This window comes from Amycolatopsis sp. EV170708-02-1 (assembly GCF_022479115.1).
Lineage (GTDB): Bacteria > Actinomycetota > Actinomycetes > Mycobacteriales > Pseudonocardiaceae > Amycolatopsis.
On the sequence record NZ_CP092497.1, the window covers coordinates 1,058,368 to 1,074,838 of the forward strand.

Below are 16,471 nucleotides of genomic sequence, written 5' to 3' on the forward strand. Positions count from 1 at the left end.
GGACGCGGCATCAGCGAGCTTCCCACCGGGGTCGCGCCGCCTTCGGGACACCTCGGATGCCGTGAAGGCCTCCTTGAGGGACCCAGAGTCCCTCAAGGAGGCCTTCACGGACTTGCGTCCGAAGCAGGTCAGGCGTGGTCGTCTTCGCCGAGCCGGTGCACTCGGATGAGGTTGGTCGAGCCGACGGTCCCGGGCGGGGAGCCGGCCACGATGACCACCAGGTCACCCTTGGCGTACTTGCCCATTTCGAGCATCGCGTGGTCGACCTGCTGGATCATCTGGTCGGTGGAGCCCACCTTCGGCACGATCCGCGTCGTGGTGCCCCAGGTCATCGCGAGCTGGCTGCGGACGCTCTCCTCCGGCGTGAACGCCAGCAGCGGCAGCCGCGTGTGCAGCCGCGCGAGCCGGCGGACGGTGTCACCGGACTGGGTGAAGGCGACCAGGGCCTTGGCGTTCAGCCGCTCCCCGATGTCCCGCGCCGCGTAGGAGATGACGCCGCGCTTGGTGCGCGGGACGTGCGACAGCGGCGGCACGACCGGCGAGTCGGTTTCGACGGCTTCGATGATCCGGCCCATGGTCTTGACCACGTCGATGGCGTAGCGGCCGACGCTGGTCTCACCCGAGAGCATGAGCGCGTCCGCGCCGTCGAGCACCGCGTTCGCGACGTCCGAGGCCTCGGCGCGGGTCGGGCGGGAGCTGTTGATCATCGATTCGAGCATCTGCGTCGCGACGATGACGGGCTTCGCGTTCTCGCGGGCGATCTGGATGGTGCGCTTCTGCACCAGCGGGACCTGCTCCAGCGGAAGCTCGACGCCGAGGTCACCGCGGGCGATCATCACCGCGTCGAAGGCGAGCACGATGGCTTCGAGGTTGTAGACCGCTTCGGGCTTCTCGATCTTCGCGACCACCGGCAAGCGTCCCTTGCCGACGCGGTCCATCACCTGGTGGACCAGGTCGATGTCGGCGGGCGAGCGGACGAACGACAGCGCGATGAAGTCCACACCGAGTTCCAGCGCGAACTCGAGGTCTTCGATGTCCTTTTCGGACAGCGCCGGCACCGAGACGTCCATACCCGGCAGGGAAACGCCCTTGTTGTTGCTGACGGGGCCGCCTTCGGTGACCTCACAGACGACGTCCGGGCCCTCGACCTGCTTGACCACGAGGCCGACCTTGCCGTCGTCCACGAGGAGACGATCGCCGGGCTTCGCGTCGTCGGCGAGTCCCTTGTAGGTGGTCGAGACGCGGTCGTGCGTGCCCGCGACGTCCTCGACGGTGATGCGCACGATGTCGCCGTTGTGCCACTCGACCGGCCCGCCCGCGAAGGTGCCGAGACGGATCTTCGGCCCCTGGAGGTCGGCGAGGATGCCCACCGCGCGGCCCGATTCGGCGGCGGCGGTGCGGATGAGGTCGTAGACCTGCTTGTGGTCGCTGTGCGTCCCGTGGCTGAAGTTCATCCTCGCGACGTCCATCCCGGCGTCGACGAGTTGCCGCATCTTCTCCGGCGTAGCGGTCGCGGGGCCCAGGGTACAAACGATCTTCGCGCGTCGGCTCACGTTCGCACAGCGTAGTCCCTCATCGTGGCTACGTCTGTACCGATACCGAAAGTTCAAGAAAAGTGTCAGTTGACCTGGGCGACGGTGAAACCGCCGAACCGGGTTCGACGGTTATCGGCGCGGCTTCTCGCTCGGGCCGACGCGGTCCCGCGCCCATTCGTTGAACGCGCGGACCTGCCGCCACGCCTTCCGCACCCGGTCGAGGGCGCCGCGTTCGTGCAGGACGTCGTCCGGTTCCCAGCCGCGGACGGCGTACACCGAGCGGTACTTCAGCAGGTCGATGCGGGGATGGTCCTCGGCGAAGCCGCGCGGCTTCGACTTGAGCCTGTCCCCCTTGACCTCCCAGCCCGCCTTCTCCAGCTTCGCGAGGATCTTGGCGAGCTCGGCACCCCGGAGTTCCGTGTCGACGGCCTTGCGGAAGCGGGCGAGCTGATCGGACTCGAAGTGGAAGCAGCCGCCGCCGACGCGCAGCCCGGCCGGGCCGACCTCGACGTAGTACGCGCCGCCGCCGCGGCCCTGCTCGATCACCGCGCCGCAGTGGGTCTTGTACGGCGTCTTGTCCTTGGCGAACCGGACGTCGCGATACGGGCGGAAGACCTTGCCCTCGCCGAAACCGTCGCCGAACTCCGGGACGAGTTCGGCGAGCAGCGCCTCCATCGGCGCGCGGACGTCGGCCTTGTAGGTGGCGAGATTCGCGTCCCAATAGGACTTGGAGTTGTCCGCCTCGAGACCGTCGTAGAAGTCGATGGCGTACTCGCCGAAACCCTCGAAACCCATGCGGTGACCGTAATCCTCACCACCGACAGAAGCGCGTGAAGGGGGCCTTCACGCGCTTCTGCCGGAGAGGTCTTACTTGGCCAGCGCGGTGATCAGCTCGCCGTCGGCCGTGTCACCGGACAGCTCCCAGAAGAAGGCGCCGCCGAGACCCTGGTCCTTGGCGTAGGTGACCTTCCCGCCGATGGTCGCCGGGGTGTCGTAGCTCCACCAGTCGCTGCCGCATTTGGCGTACGCGGTGCCCGCGACGGTGCCGGTGGCCGGGCAGGTGGTCTTCAGGACCTTGTAGTCCTGGATGCCCGGCTCGGTGCCCGCCGCCGGACCGGTCGCGGTGCCGCCCGGGGCCTCCTGGGTGACGCCGGTCCAGCCTCGGCCGTAGAAACCGATGCCCAGCAGCAGCTTGTTCGCCGGGACTCCCTTGCCCTTCAGCTTCTGGATCGCCGCGTCGGAGTGGAAACCGGCGGTCGGAATGCCCTCATAGCCGGTCAGCGGCGAGTGCGGGGCCGTCGGGCCCTGCGCAGCCCAGGCACCGAAGTAGTCGTAGGTCATAACGTTGTACCAGTCGAAGTACTGCGCCGCGCCGCCGTAGTCCGCCGCGTCGATCTTGCCGCCGTCGGTGCCGTCCGCGGTGATCGCGGCGGTGACCAGCTTCGAGCCGAACTTCTCCCGCAAGGCCTGCGCGAGGTTCTTGATCGCGGCCGCGCCGCTGGTGTCACAGGAGAGACCGCAGGCGTTCGGGTACTCCCAGTCGATGTCGATACCGTCGAAGACACCGGCCCACCGCGGGTCGTTGACGAGGTTGTAGCAGGACTCCGCGAACTTGGCGGGGTTCTTGGCCGCCTCGCCGAATCCGCCGGACCAGGTCCAGCCGCCGAACGACCACAGCACCTTGAGGTTCGGGTACTTGGCCTTGAGCTTCTTCAGCTGGTTGAAGTTCCCGCGCAGCGCGCCGGTGTCCCAGCTGTCGGCGACGCCGTCCACACTGCCCGCGGCGTCGTAGAACTTGCTGGTCGCCGCCTCCGCGTCACCGAGCGCGCAGCCACCGTTCGTCACGTTGCCGAACGAGTAGTTGATATGCGTCAGCTTGCTCGCCGAACCCGACGTGTCGATGTTCTTCACGTGATAGTTCCGCTGGTAGACGCCCCATTCGGCGAAGTACCCGAGCACCTTGCCGACCGAGGCGTCCGGCGTTTCCGGTGCGGCCGAGGCCTGCTGCGCGGGCGCGGCGACGGCCAGCGCGCCGAGCGCGACGGCCGCGGCACCCAAGATCGCGGTGAACCTTTTCGAACGGGGCATGCGTTCTCCCTTCACGGTCACCAGCGGTGACGAGAGGACTGCGGCGGGACACGCACAAGCTAAGTGGACTAGACCACTCCGTCAATGGTTCAGACCAAGACTTTCGGATGGACATTTTCGAACATTCCTTGACGGAAATATGCCGCACGGGGCACATTTCCCGGATGATGCAGACTTTCGAGATCCTCGCCGAACCTCGGCGCAGGACCATCCTCGACCTCTTGCGCGGCGGCGAAAAGTCGGTCAACGAGCTGGTCGAGGTCCTCGAACTGAGCCAACCGGCCGTATCGAAGCACCTGCGTGTCCTACGCGAGGCCGGCCTGGTCACCGTCCGCGTCGCCGCCCAGCGCCGGTGCTACCGGCTCCGCCCGGAGCCGCTCGCGGAGGTCGACGCCTGGCTCGCGCCGTACCGCCGATTCTGGGAGGGCCGCATCGACGCGCTCGAACGGCACCTCGACGACGACAGTCAGTGAATAGGTAACGGCTCGAACGTGAGGCCGCGGTCGGCCGCGCGCCGCGTCCCCCAGTCGTAAAGCGCCTGGAGCGCGGGGCGTAACCGCTCCCCTTCCTCGCTCAGCCGGTACTCGACGTGCGGCACCCGGCCTTCGCGGCTCTCCCGGAGCACGAGGCCGTCCGCCTCCAGTTCGCGCAGATGCTGGGTCAGCATCTTCTCGCTCACGCCCGGCATCCGGCGCCGGAGTTCGCCGTAGCGGTGCACGCCTTCCTTCAGATGCGCCAGGATCACCGGCTTCCACTTGCCGCCGATGACGTCGACCGCGAGCTCGACCGCGCAGTGGTACCGCTTCATCGCCGCTCCCCTTGGCACGCACCGAAAAGTAAGCGGTTGTCCCCGGCGATCCGGGGTGGTTGCCTTGCCGGACCGGGAGATCATCGCCGCTGGGAGGACCTTACGTGACCGAGACGCCGACACTGTACGAATGGGCGGGCGGGCTGGCCGCCCTGCGACGGCTGACCACCGTCTTCTACGGCCACGTGCTGAAGGACCCGTTGCTGGAGCCGGTCTTCCGCCACATGGATCCCGGCCACCCCGAGCACGTGGCGGTCTGGCTGGCCGAGGTGTTCGGCGGGCCGGAGACCTACAGCGGCGAACACGGCGGGCACCGGCACATGGTCGGACGGCATCTGGGCCGGGCCATCACCGAGGAGCAGCGCCGGCGCTGGGTGAACCTGCTCTTCGACGCCGCCGACGAGGCCGGACTCCCGGCCGACCCCGAGTTCCGCTCCGCGTTCGCCGCGTACGTCGAATGGGCAGCAGGCTCGCGGTGATGTTCTCCCAGCCCGGCCGCGAGGTCACCGTTCCCGAGCCCATGCCGAAATGGGACTGGGGAAACCGCCCGCCCTGGCAGCCGCCGTCGGGCTGAGAGCGCATAGTGGGGCGGTCTTGAAAGGAGGCCGCCGTGATCCGGGTGGACGGCCGGACCCTGCGCTGCGCGGACGTCGTGACCGCCGCGAGCACCGAGGGCCCGCTGGGAATCGATGTTTCGATCGCCGCGCTGCGAGGCGCGGAAAGCGCGTGGAAGCTCGCCGAAGAACTGAGCACACGCAGGATCGTCTACGGCCGCACCACCGGCGTCGGCGCCAACAAGGAGGACCCGGTCGGCGAAGGCGAGTCGCCGGATCACGGGCTGCGGCTGCTGCGCAGTCACGCGGGCGGCAGCGGCGACGTCATGTCCCCCGGCCAGACCAGGGCGATGATGCTCATCCGGCTCAACCAGCTGCTGGCCGGGCGCGCCGGGCTCAGCCCCGTGCTGATCGGGGCGCTCGCCGACGCGGTGCGGACGGGGGCGCTGCCGCTCGTGCACCGGCTCGGCGCGATCGGCACCGGCGACCTCGCGCCGCTCGCGGAGACCGCGCTCGCCCTCACCGGCGAACGGCCGTGGCTGACCGGCGGGGTGCCCCCGGTGCCGGTCCAGGCGGGTGACGCGCTCGCGTTCATGAGCAGCAACGCCGCGACACTGGCCGAGGCGACTCTCGCGGCGATGCGGCTCGACACGCTGACGCGGGCGAGCCACGTCGTCGCGGCGCTCACCTACATCGCGCTCGACGGGAACCCGGAGGCGTACGCGACCCCCGTGCACGAGGCGCGTCCGCACGCCGGGCAGGTCGCCTGCGCGGCGGAGATGCGGCGGCTGCTCGGGATGGAGGGCACGCCCAAACCGGGCAGGCGTATCCAGGACCCGTTCGGGCTGCGTGCTTTCCCGCAGGTGCAGGGGCCCGCGCTGGACGCGATCCATTACCTGCGCGACGTCCTCGCGGTGGAGATCAACGCCAGCACCGAGAACCCGATGATCTCGACGGTGCACCAGGACGCCTACCACCACGCGCATTTCCACACCGCGTACGTCTCGACCGCGCTCGACCAGGTGCGCGCGACCGTCCACCAGGTCGCCGAGCTGTCCGTGGCCCGGCTGGGTGATCTGGTGGAACCGGAGTTCACCGGGCTGCGGCCGTTCCTGGCGGCCGGGCCGTCGGGCAGTTCGGGCGTGATGATCCTGGAGTACGTCGCGCACGACGCGCTGACCGAACTGCGGCAGGCCGCGCTCCCGGCGACGCTGGGCACGGCCGTCGTCTCGCGCGGTATCGAAGACCACGCGAGCTTCTCCACGCAGGCCGCGCGGGCGGCGACCGCGGCCGGGTCGGCGTACCAGCAGGTGCTGGCGTGCGAACTGGTCGCGGCCGTCCGGGCGCTGCGGATGCGCAAGGCCGAACTGGTCTCCTTGCCCGCGCGCGACGCCTACGAGACCGCCGCGGCCGTGCTCGACCCGAGCGTCGAGGACCGGCCGCTCACCGAGGACATCGCCCGCGCCGGGGCGCTCCTGGACACCCTTGCCCGGATCTGATCCGCCTGGGGCTCGTGAGTGGTAAGGACGGTTAGAACCGTCCTTACCACTCACGAGACCCAACCAGCTCAGCAACAGCAACCGGTGCGCGCGAGGGAGCGCGTCCGGGCGCTCGCAGGCGGAACCGTCCGGTTCGCGGCCGCCTCGACGGCGTCGAGCATCCGCCGTCGCTCCGCCTTGCCGAGCACCCGGCCGCGGGTGATCACCGTGTCGATCTTCGCGACGTTGCGGATGTCGGCGGCCGGGTTCGCGTCCAGCAGCACGAGATCCGCCTCCTTCCCCACCGCGACCGTGCCCGACGTCGCTTCCCTGCCGAGGAACCTCGCCGCGTCGGCCGTGACGGTCTTCAGCGCCCGCACCGGCGAGAGCCCGGCCTCGACCAGGAAGGCGAGCTCCTCGTGCAACCCGCTGCCGGGGAAGGTGTACGGGTTCAGGCAGTCGGTGCCGCCGATGAGCCCGACACCCGCATCGTGCGCGACGCCGACCAGCCGCAGCGTCTCCTGGTAGTACCGCTCCTGGAGGGCGATGTCCGCCGGGGTCTTCGGCGCGAAGCGTTCGATGCCCATGACCCAGCTCTCGCGCACCTCGGCGGGTACGTATTTCAGCCGCGGGTCCCCCTGGTGGGTCTCGGCGGGCTGCGTGACCACCCGGTTGATCGTCAGCGTCGGCGAATGCCAGGTGCCGTTGCACCGCAGCCGCTCGAAATAGGCCCGCGCCGCACCGCGGTCGTACGTGCCGACCGACCCGAACTCCAGCCGCCGCGCCAGGTTGAAGAAGTCCCGCGGCGCCGCGGGGTCGTAGGGCGTGGTCCTCAGCCTGGCCAGGATCTCGTCGCGCCGGGACGAGCAGTGGATGGAGACCCCGAAGAAATGCTCGAGGCTGTGCTGGCCGAGGTCGCTCACGTCGAGGTGGGACAGCCGGTACGGCCAGTGCCCGGAGAACCGCAGGCCCTGGGCGCGGGTCTCGTCCGCCACCGCGCGCACGACGTCGGGGGCGAGGTAGGAGTAGGTCTTGACGAACTCGGCGCCCGCGGCCTTCTCGGCGCGGACGACGGCCCGCGCTTCGTCCTCCGTCGACACCTGGAGCACCGGCGGGCCCAGGAGCGTGACCGGCCCGTCGACGATCCCGCTCGCCAGCACGACGCGCGGGCCGAGCAGCTCACCGCGGTCGATCTTGCCCTTCGTGGCGCGGTTCTCCGCGTACCCCCACATCTCCCGGACACCCGTGACGCCGTGGACCAGATGCAGCGGCGGGACGATGTCCTCGAGATCCGAGCCGTGGGTGTGCATGTCCCACAGTCCCGGGATGAGGTACTTGCCGCGGCCGTCGATCACCCGCGCGCCGGCGGTTTCCGGGACCGGACCGGAGCCGACCCAGGCGATCCGGTCGCCGACGAGCACGACCGAGACGTCACGCCGAGGGGCCGAACCCGTGCCGTCGATCAGCGTGACCCGGGTGATGACGACGATCGCGCCCGTCTCCGCGGCGGCCATACCGGGCAGCAGCCCGGCGAGCGCCACCCCGGTCCCGCCGGCGGCCAGCCACCTCAGGAACTCGCGCCTGCTGGATCCCATGAGAACCGCCGCCCTTCCACCCAGATCCCCCAGGTGGACGATTCAACTCGCCGCGATGGCGGTGCCGCAACACAAGCGAAGGCCCCTTACCCGAGGTCAGCACACAGTAAGGGGCCTTCTCCTGAAACAGGGCTCAGCCGAAGAAGACCTCGGCCTCTTCGTACCGCTCGACCGGGACGGTCTTCAGCTCGGCGGTCGCCTCGGAGAGCTTGACGCGGACGATGTCCGTGCCGCGCAGCGCCACCATCACGCCGAAGTCTCCGTCGGCCACGGCGTCGACGGCGTTGAGGCCGAACCGGGTGGCGAGCACGCGGTCGTACGCCGTCGGGGTGCCGCCGCGCTGGACGTGCCCGAGCACGACCGCGCGGGACTCCTTGCCGGTGCGGGCGGCGATCTCGTCGGCCAGCCAGGTGCCGATGCCGCCGAGCCGGACGTGCCCGAAGGCGTCCTTCTCACCGGTCAGCAGCTTCTCCTCGCCGCCCTCGGGCAGCGCGCCCTCGGCGACCACGATGATCGGCGCGTACTCCTTTTCGAAGCGGCGCTCGACCCACGAGACGACCTGGTCGACGCTGAAGTGCCGCTCCGGCACCAGGATCACGCTCGCGCCGCCGGCGAGGCCGGAGTGCAGCGCGATCCAGCCCGCGTGCCGCCCCATGACCTCGACGACCAGGGCGCGGTGGTGCGACTCGGCCGTGGTGTGCAGCCGGTCGATGGCCTCGGTGGCGATCGAAACGGCCGTGTCGAAGCCGAAGGTGTAGTCGGTGGCGCCGAGGTCGTTGTCGATCGTCTTGGGCACCCCGACGACGCCGACGCCGTCGTCCGTGAGCCGCTTCGCGACGCCGAGGGTGTCTTCGCCGCCGATCGCGATCAGCGCGTCGACCTGCTGCTCGGCAAGCACGGCCTTGATCTTGTCGACCCCGCCGTCGACCTTGTACGGGTTGGTCCGCGACGAGCGCAGGATCGTGCCGCCGCGGGTCAGGATGTCCTCGACGTCGTTCAGGCCGAGCGGGCGGCTGTCCCCGGTGAGGGGACCGTTCCAGCCGTTGCGGAACCCGACGATGTCCCAGCCGTGCACCTCGATGCCCTTGCGCACCACAGCGCGGATCACCGCGTTGAGCCCCGGGCAGTCGCCACCGCCGGTCAGCACACCGACACGCATGAGAAGCCTCCGTCTTGTGTTCCGTAGAGATGACAGTCACATGTCCCGCCGCCAGCGTAGCGGGAGTTCTCTGGATCGGTGCAGGGCGGACCACCTCGGGAATCGGTCCACGTCCGGGATGTGCTAGCTTGGCCCCGTGCAGCGCTATTTCTGGTTTACGAAGCCGGCCCCGGGTGGGCACGGCGGCGTGAACCTGCGCTGACCTCCACCCCGAGCCGGATTTCACACCGGCTCGGCGAGTTCCCGCGGGTCGGTATCCCTTTCGAAAGGAACCAGACCCGCGATGTCTCCCTCCGCTGACACCCTGATCGCCCTCGACGGGCACCGCACGGCGGCCATCGACCCGCTGCTGTCGCCCGCGATGCTGCGGCACGAACATCCGATGACGGCGGAAATCGCCGATACCGTCCTAGCCGGGCGGGCCTCCGCCGTCGACATCCTCGACGGCCGGGACGACCGGCTCCTCGTCGTCGTCGGACCCTGCTCGGTGCACGACGCGGACGCCGCGCTCGACTACGCCCGCCGTCTCGCCGCCAAGGCCGAGGAACACCGCCGCGACCTGCACATCGTCATGCGCGTCTACTTCGAGAAGCCGCGGACCACGCTGGGCTGGAAGGGCCTCATCAACGACCCCGGCCTCGACGGGACGTACGAGGTCAACCACGGCCTGCGGATGGCGCGCAAACTGCTGCTCGACATCTCCGCGCTCGGCCTGCCGGTGGGCTGCGAATTCCTCGACCCGATCACCCCGCAGTTCATCTCCGACACCGTGACCTGGGGATCCATCGGCGCGCGGACCGCGGCGAGCCAGGTGCACCGGCAGCTGTGCAGCGCGCTGTCGATGCCGGTCGGGATCAAGAACTCGACCGAGGGCGACGTCCAGGTCGCCGTCGACGCCACCCGCGCGGCCGGCGCGAGCCACGTCTTCGCCGGGATCAACCCCGACGGGCTCGCCGCGCTCATCACCACCGCGGGCAACGAGGACTGCCACGTCATCCTGCGCGGCAGCTCCGCCGGTCCGAACTACGACCCCGCGACGGTGGCCGACACGCTGGCGCGGCTGGCGAAATCGGGGCTGCCGGAACGCGTGATCATCGACGCGAGCCACGGCAACAGCGCGAAGGACCACGTGCGGCAGGCTTCGGTCGTCCGCGAGCTCGCCGGGCGGATCGGGGCCGGTGAGCGGGGTATCGCGGGGCTGATGCTGGAGAGCTTCCTGGTGGAGGGGCGGCAGGACCTGACGCTCGGCTCGGCCGCTTCGCTGACCTACGGGCAGTCGATCACGGACGCTTGCCTCGGGTGGGAGACGACGGCGGAGTTGCTGGACACCCTCGCGGAGGCGGTCGACTCGCGGCGCTGACCCCCTGCCTCGTGAGTGGCAAGGACGGTTCTAACCGTCCTTGCCACTCACGAGACGCGCCCCACCACGCCACCGCCGCCCTGACTCCTTACCGGTGCCAGTAGGACTCGATGATCTGCCACCGCTGGTAGTTGTGCCGCGCGTCCGCCAGCGCGTCGTGCTGGTCGTCCGGGGCCGACGGCAGCTTCGGCTTGCCCGCGTCCTCCCAGCGTTGCCGCAGGTCACGCGTGAAGCGCGGCAGCTGACGCGGCAGCGCGGGCATCGGCCCCCACAGCTGCGCCAGCGCGACGTGGTCGTAGGCGGCGAACCAGGCCCACAGTTCGATCCCGCCGGGCGGTTTGCCGAAGAACTCGAGCAGATCCGTGCGGATCTTCTCGCGGCTGCGCCACGCCGGGTCGGCGGGCGACGGGAGTTTCGGGAGCACGTTGTCGCGGACCCAGGGGCCGGCCTTGCCGGGATCGAAATCGGTCGAGACCGCGTAGAACTCGCGGCCTCTTTCGTCCACGACACCGATCGACACCAGATCGATGGTCACGCCGTCCTCAATGAATTCGGTGTCGTAGAAAAAGCGCACCGGAGAACCCTAGTGGGGCCTCAGCCGACCTTGGTGTCCGGGATACGGGCGACGTCCTGGGCGGACGGCTGCGCGGGCACCTTCGGGCGGACTCCCGCCTCCTCGGCGGCGATCAGTTCCTTCGCCTTGGCGGCGTAGATGTCGACGTACTCCTGGCCGGACAGCTCCATGAGCGCGTACATGATCTCGTCGGTGATGGACCGCTCGATGAAGCGGTCGCCGGCGAGGCCTTCGTAACGCGAGAAGTCGAGCGGCTTGCCGAAGCGGATCTCGAGGCGGCGCGGCCACCACATCTTCGAGCCGATCGGGTTGACCTTGTCGGTGCCGATCATGGCGACCGGGACCACGACGCCGCCGGATTCGAGCGCGATCCGCGCGACACCGGTCTTGCCCTTGTACAGGCGGCCGTCCGGGGAGCGGGTGCCTTCGGGGTAGATGCCGAGGAGGTGTCCTTCACGGACCAGCCGGGTCGCGGTGTCGAGCGCGGCCTGCGCCGCGTTGCCGCCGGAGCGGTCGATCGGGAACTGGCCGACGCCGGTGAAGAACCATTTCTTCAGCAGGCCCTTGAAGCCCTTTTCGGTGAAGTACTCCGATTTGGCCGGGAAGGTCACCTTGCGCTTGACGCGCAGCGGCATGAAGAAGGAGTCGGCGACCGCGAGGTGGTTGCCCGCGAGGATCGCGCCACCGTCGTCGGGGATGTTCTCCGCGCCGACGACTTTGGTGGGCCACAGTGCCTTGAGCAGTGGCCCGATAAACACGTGTTTCATGAGCCAGTACAGCACTGCGAAAACTCCTCCTAGCAGCTCAACCCCTGCGCCCGATGGTCAAGACTACGAATCGCGCACCCCGGACACAACGAAGTCCACCCGGTTACCCGCACCCAGCGACGGATCTCACACCCGAACCGGCCCGATTCCGGCAGTGGCCGGGGCCCCACAAGCCGCTCCGGTCGTGCGAACATAGTAGACCTACCCAGCTCTCACGGAAGGCGATCGCATGGCCGTCCTCGCCGGCGCGGAACCGTTCGCTCACACCGGTTCGACCGAAGCAGGGTTCCTGCTGTGCCACGGATTCACCGGCACTCCCGCGAGTATGCGGCCGTGGGGCGACCATCTCGCCGAAGCCGGGTACACGGTGCGCTGCCCGCTGCTGCCCGGGCACGGGACCCGGTGGCAGGACATGAACCGGACAGGCTGGGAGGACTGGTACGGCGCGGTCCGCGAAGAGCTGCTGGCGCTCTTCTCGACCTGCGAGACGGTGTTCGTCGCGGGGATGTCGATGGGCGGGACGCTGACCCTGCGGCTGGCCGAGGAGTTCGGCGACCGGATCGCCGGCATCGTGCTGGTGAACCCGTCGGTCATGACGCTGCGCTGGGACGCCAAGCTGCTGCCCGTCCTGTCGAGGATCCTGCCCTCGGTCCCGGGCGTGGCCAACGACATCGCGAAGCCGGGCGAGACCGAGCTCGCCTACTCGCGGACGCCCGTGCGCGCCGCGGCGAGCCTGGCGAAGCTGTGGAAGCTCACCCGCGCGGATCTGCGCAAGGTGACCCAGCCGGTGCTCCTGCTCCACTCGGCCGTCGACCATATCGTCGAGCCGGTCAACTCCCGGGTGATCCTGGACGGGATCGGCAGCGACGACGTGACCGAGGTGGTGCTGGAGAACAGCTTCCACGTCGCCACGCAAGACCACGACGCGGGCCTGATCTTCACGCGTACGGTGGACTTCGCCCGGTCCGTGCGCCGGGCGGGACAGGTGGACGCCGGATGAGCAGAGGCAAGGACGGGCCGGAGGACGTCGACGCGACGTTCGCCGAGATCGTGGCCGACCTCCGTGCGGAGGGCGTCGGCCTGTTCCCGGAAGACGACCTGGAGAAAACGCCGGAGAAGCCCGCCGAGAAGGCACCCCGGCCCGAGCCGTCGGACGCCGAACCCGAACCGGGCTGGCGCGGCGGCGGCACCAGCTGGGACAAGACTCTCTTCGAGGACGACCCGGCCGGGTCGAGCGACGACGAGGGCCACTTCGTGCCGCCCGAGCCGCCTCCACTGCCGCGTCCGCGCAAGGGCGCGTTCATCGTCCTGCTTTTCTTCCTGCTCGGCCTGCTGCTGCTGATCGCGCCGACCCTGATCGGCATGGGCACCCGGCTCGGCACGCCGCTCGGGATCCTCGCCCTCGCGACCGCGATCGCCCTGCTCCTCCTGCGGGTGCGCCAGGGGCCGCCGCCCGGCGCGGATCCGCACAACGGCGCCCAGGTCTGAACTACCGGACAATTCGGAAGATGAAGATCGACTTCACTCCCTCGCGCCGGTCGACGGTCGGCGCGGAATGGGAACTCGCCCTCGTCGACCGGCGGACCGGTGAGCTCTCGTCGGTCGCGGAGCAGGTGCTCGACGCCGTCCGTCCCGACGGCGAGGAAGAGCATCCGAAGATCAAACAGGAACTGCTGCTCAACACCATCGAGGTGATCAGCGGGATCTGCGACACGATCGCCGAGGTCAAGGCCGATCTGAACACCTCTCTCGACGTGGTGCATTCGGTGCTGGACCCGCTGGGCGTCGAGCTGTTCTCCGCCGGTTCGCATCCGTTCTCGACCTGGTACCAGCAGAAGGTCACGGACAAGGAGCGCTACGCCAAGCTCATCGACCGGACCCAGTGGTGGGGGCGGCAGATGCTGATCTACGGCGTCCACGTGCACGTCGGCGTCGACCACCGGGACAAGGCCCTGCCGATCCTGGACGCGCTGCTCAAGTACGCGCCGCACCTGCAAGCGCTTTCGGCGTCTTCGCCGTACTGGGGCGCGGAGGACACCGGGTACGCGTCGAACCGCGCGCTGATGTTCCAGCAGCTGCCGACCGCCGGGCTGCCGTTCCAGTTCCGGAAGTGGACCGAGCTGGAGAGCTACGTCGACGACATGTTCACCACGGGCGTGATCGACCACTTCTCCGAGATCCGCTGGGACATCCGGCCCGCGCCGCATTTCGGGACGATCGAGATGCGGGTGTGCGACGGGCTGCCGACGCTGGAGGAGGTCGGCGCGATCTCGGCGCTGACCCAATGCCTGGTCGACGACTTCAGCGCGCGCCTCGACGACGGCGAGATCCTGCCGACGCTGCCGCCGTGGCACGTCCAGGAGAACAAGTGGCGCGCGGCGCGCTACGGCGTCGACGCGATCGTCATCCTCGACGCGGCGGGCAACGAGCGGCTCGTCACCGACGACACCTACGACCTGCTGGACCGGCTCGAACCGGTGGCCCGGCGCCTGGACTGCGCCGACGAACTGCGTTCGGTGGAGACCATCCTCGAGTACGGGCCCAGCTACCTGCGGCAGCGCGCGGTGGCGAAGCAGTACAACGGCAGCCTTCGCGCCGTCGTCGCTTCGCTCATCGCGGAGATGCGGGACGGGAAGATCGCGCGCCCCTGACCCTCGCGCGTTTAGTCCTCTGAATGCGGTCCTTGCGCGTGCAACTACCGCATTCAGAGGACTAAACGCGGGAGTCGAGGTGCCCCAGGAGAGTGCCGGGGCCGAAGGTGGACGCGCCCAGGGCCTCGACGCGGGACCGCAGCTCCCGGTCGGCGGTCACCACGACGACGTGGTCGTCCGGGCCCGCGGCACGGGCTTCCCGCGCGACGGCCACGATCTTGTCGTCGCCTTCGCCGTCGGCCTCGACGACCTCGACCCCGGGCACCGGCGCGACTCCCCGCGCCTTGCCCTCGACGACCAGGACGACCTTCGGCCACCAGGACCATCCGCCGCCACCGGGCAGCGCCGGATCGGCGAGCCCGGTCCCGGACAGGGTCGCGAGCTTGTCCCGCAACCGTTCCGCGGCGCCGCGCCGGTCCCGCCACCAGCCGTCCGGCCGCGATCCGACGACGTTCGCGCCGTCGACCACCAGTACCAGCCCGCGATCCACGTGTTCCCTCAATCCCGGCCACGCCGCCGCGAAGTCGCGATGCAACCGGAAGTCCGCGACCTCGCCCGCGCGTACCCATCGCAGTTCCGCGCTCTCCGCGCTCTTCACCCTGGCCGAAAGCGGGCCGATCGGCACGGCCAGGACCGTGGTGTAGCGCCAGTTCCCGTGGTCGACGTGCGACGCGGCCAGCGGACGGACCCGCGCGGGCGGGATGTCGGCCTCCTCGTGCGCCTCACGGGTGGCCGCGTCACGCGGACTCTCCCCCGCCTCGACGGCGCCCCCGGGCAGCGCCCAGGTGCGTCCATGGTGGACCCACCAGGCCCGCCGCTGCAGCAGGACACCGCGCGCGGGATCGGACAGCAGCAACCCGGCCGCGCCGTGCAAACCCCAGTGAAGATGCCCGAAGTCGCACTTCACGAAGCCGTTGCCGTCCTGCCGGGTCACGGCTTCAGCGTGTCACACCGATCTCGGCACCGGGAGCCTTCGCCGCGTCGACGGCGAGCGCGGCGGCGCCCACGATCGCGGAATCGTCGCCGTGGTGCGCGGCCCTGATCCGCGCCAGCGGACGGTGCCCGGCACCGGTGATCTTGTCCGCGTAGTGCTCGCGGGCCTCGTCGAGGAACAGCGGAGCCGATTCCGACACACCACCGCCGATCACGATCAGCTCGGGATCGAAGACGTCGGCGACCAGCGCGAGCCCCTCGGCCAGCCACTTCGCCAGCTCGGTCATCGCGCGCTGGGCGATCGGGTCGCCGTCGCGGGCGGCCCCGGCGACGCGACGGCCGGTGACCGAGCCGGGGTCTCCCCTGGTCTCGCGCGCCAGCACGGTCGAGCGGCCGGGATGGCGCGCGAGCAGTTCCACCGCCGTCGCGGCCAGCGCCGTCCCGCTGCAGTACCGCTCCCAGCAGCCGTACTTCCCGCACGGGCAGGGCCTGCCGCCGGGGACGACGGTGAGGTGCCCGAGTTCCGGCGCGACACCGTACGCGCCCCGGTAGATCTTGCCGTCGAGCAGCAGTCCCGCGCCGATCCCGGTGCCGAGGGCGATCAGCGCGGCGACATGAGCGCCGCGGGCGGCCCCGAAGCGGTATTCGCCGACCGCGGCGGCGTTCACGTCGTGCTCCAGGGTCACCGGCAGGCCGACCCGCTTTTCGATGCGCTCGGCGACCGGCGCGGCACGCCAGGACAGATGCGGCGCGAACATCACCGTCCGCCGGTCCTTCGCGACGAATCCGGCGACCGCGAGCCCGACGCCGGACACATCGTGCCGGTTGCGGAGGTCTTCGACGACCCCGGCGATGGCGTCTTCGAGCGCGTCCTCCCCGCTGGGCGTCCCGACCCTGGCGGTGTCCATCAGCGAGCCGTGCTCGTCCACCACGCCGGCGCGCACGCTCGTGCCCCCGACGTCCACCCCT

The 16,471-nt window shown here is 69.9% G+C and carries 17 protein-coding genes; 7 read left to right on the top strand and 10 right to left on the bottom strand.

What is annotated here, in order from left to right; translation table 11 throughout:
- Positions 1 to 128 precede the first annotated feature (128 nt).
- The 3 genes from pyk to MJQ72_RS04695 all read right to left on the bottom strand — a co-directional run bounded on the left by pyk (position 129) and on the right by MJQ72_RS04695 (position 3,623).
- Positions 129 to 1,553 carry a pyruvate kinase gene (gene pyk / locus MJQ72_RS04685; protein ID WP_007033718.1) on the bottom strand — a complete coding sequence of 475 codons (1,425 nt, stop codon included), beginning with the start codon at positions 1,551 to 1,553 and terminating at the stop codon, positions 129 to 131.
- 111 nt (positions 1,554 to 1,664) lie between these two features.
- Entirely contained in the window at positions 1,665 to 2,330 is a 666-nt protein-coding gene (locus MJQ72_RS04690) for a DUF2461 domain-containing protein (protein WP_005166098.1), read from the bottom strand.
- A gap of 72 nt (positions 2,331 to 2,402) precedes the next feature.
- Positions 2,403 to 3,623: a glycoside hydrolase family 18 protein gene (locus MJQ72_RS04695; RefSeq protein ID WP_240597922.1), complete on the bottom strand. Its 1,221-nt coding sequence runs from the start codon at positions 3,621 to 3,623 to the stop codon at positions 2,403 to 2,405.
- A 164-nt stretch (positions 3,624 to 3,787) separates the two neighbouring features.
- Between MJQ72_RS04695 and MJQ72_RS04700 the strand changes: the two genes are divergently transcribed.
- Positions 3,788 to 4,096, top strand: a complete 309-nt coding sequence (locus MJQ72_RS04700; RefSeq protein WP_016332802.1) for a metalloregulator ArsR/SmtB family transcription factor — start codon at positions 3,788 to 3,790, stop codon at positions 4,094 to 4,096.
- Here the strand turns inward: MJQ72_RS04700 and MJQ72_RS04705 are convergent.
- Positions 4,090 to 4,431: a helix-turn-helix domain-containing protein gene (locus MJQ72_RS04705; protein ID WP_240597923.1), complete on the bottom strand. Its 342-nt coding sequence runs from the start codon at positions 4,429 to 4,431 to the stop codon at positions 4,090 to 4,092. The genes MJQ72_RS04700 and MJQ72_RS04705 overlap by 7 nt on opposite strands.
- A 104-nt stretch (positions 4,432 to 4,535) precedes the next feature.
- On the opposite strand from MJQ72_RS04705, the gene MJQ72_RS04710 reads away from it, so the two are divergent.
- Together MJQ72_RS04710 and MJQ72_RS04715 are read left to right on the top strand one after the other, a co-directional pair.
- Entirely contained in the window at positions 4,536 to 4,910 is a 375-nt protein-coding gene (locus MJQ72_RS04710) for a group II truncated hemoglobin (RefSeq protein ID WP_240597924.1), read from the top strand.
- Positions 4,911 to 5,041: 131 nt separating this feature from the next.
- On the top strand, positions 5,042 to 6,484 hold the full coding sequence (locus MJQ72_RS04715) for an aromatic amino acid ammonia-lyase (RefSeq protein ID WP_240597925.1): 1,443 nt from the start codon (positions 5,042 to 5,044) through the stop codon (positions 6,482 to 6,484).
- A 68-nt stretch (positions 6,485 to 6,552) separates the two neighbouring features.
- On the opposite strand, the gene MJQ72_RS04720 is transcribed toward MJQ72_RS04715, so the two are convergent.
- A complete protein-coding gene (locus MJQ72_RS04720; protein WP_240597926.1) occupies positions 6,553 to 8,058 on the bottom strand; it encodes an amidohydrolase family protein in 1,506 nt (501 codons plus the stop codon).
- A gap of 133 nt (positions 8,059 to 8,191) precedes the next feature.
- Positions 8,192 to 9,217, bottom strand: coding sequence for a 6-phosphofructokinase (locus MJQ72_RS04725; RefSeq protein ID WP_034322513.1), 1,026 nt, complete (start codon positions 9,215 to 9,217; stop codon positions 8,192 to 8,194).
- A gap of 283 nt (positions 9,218 to 9,500) precedes the next feature.
- Here MJQ72_RS04725 and MJQ72_RS04730 point away from each other — a divergent pair, with 283 nt between their 5' ends.
- Complete coding sequence (locus tag MJQ72_RS04730) at positions 9,501 to 10,577, top strand: 3-deoxy-7-phosphoheptulonate synthase (protein ID WP_240597927.1); 1,077 nt, start codon at positions 9,501 to 9,503, stop codon at positions 10,575 to 10,577.
- 88 nt (positions 10,578 to 10,665) lie between these two features.
- On the opposite strand, the gene MJQ72_RS04735 is transcribed toward MJQ72_RS04730, so the two are convergent.
- Together MJQ72_RS04735 and MJQ72_RS04740 are read right to left on the bottom strand one after the other, a co-directional pair.
- Positions 10,666 to 11,151, bottom strand: a complete 486-nt coding sequence (locus tag MJQ72_RS04735; RefSeq protein WP_016332795.1) for a polyadenylate-specific 3'-exoribonuclease AS — start codon at positions 11,149 to 11,151, stop codon at positions 10,666 to 10,668.
- Between the two features lie 20 nt (positions 11,152 to 11,171).
- Positions 11,172 to 11,933, bottom strand: coding sequence for a 1-acyl-sn-glycerol-3-phosphate acyltransferase (locus tag MJQ72_RS04740; RefSeq protein ID WP_240597928.1), 762 nt, complete (start codon positions 11,931 to 11,933; stop codon positions 11,172 to 11,174).
- 214 nt (positions 11,934 to 12,147) lie between these two features.
- Between MJQ72_RS04740 and MJQ72_RS04745 the strand changes: the two genes are divergently transcribed.
- From MJQ72_RS04745 to MJQ72_RS04755, 3 genes are read left to right on the top strand one after another with little or no spacing between them, the layout of a single operon-like run.
- Positions 12,148 to 12,918, top strand: a complete 771-nt coding sequence (locus MJQ72_RS04745; RefSeq protein ID WP_240597929.1) for a carboxylesterase — start codon at positions 12,148 to 12,150, stop codon at positions 12,916 to 12,918.
- Complete coding sequence (locus MJQ72_RS04750) at positions 12,915 to 13,406, top strand: hypothetical protein (protein WP_240597930.1); 492 nt, start codon at positions 12,915 to 12,917, stop codon at positions 13,404 to 13,406. The genes MJQ72_RS04745 and MJQ72_RS04750 overlap by 4 nt, the downstream gene beginning before the upstream one ends.
- A gap of 20 nt (positions 13,407 to 13,426) precedes the next feature.
- On the top strand, positions 13,427 to 14,569 hold the full coding sequence (locus tag MJQ72_RS04755) for a glutamate--cysteine ligase (protein ID WP_240597931.1): 1,143 nt from the start codon (positions 13,427 to 13,429) through the stop codon (positions 14,567 to 14,569).
- Between the two features lie 61 nt (positions 14,570 to 14,630).
- On the opposite strand, the gene MJQ72_RS04760 is transcribed toward MJQ72_RS04755, so the two are convergent.
- Complete coding sequence (locus MJQ72_RS04760) at positions 14,631 to 15,503, bottom strand: NUDIX domain-containing protein (RefSeq protein WP_240597932.1); 873 nt, start codon at positions 15,501 to 15,503, stop codon at positions 14,631 to 14,633.
- 4 nt (positions 15,504 to 15,507) lie between these two features.
- Entirely contained in the window at positions 15,508 to 16,467 is a 960-nt protein-coding gene (locus MJQ72_RS04765) for an ROK family protein (RefSeq protein ID WP_038516178.1), read from the bottom strand.
- Positions 16,468 to 16,471 lie beyond the last annotated feature (4 nt).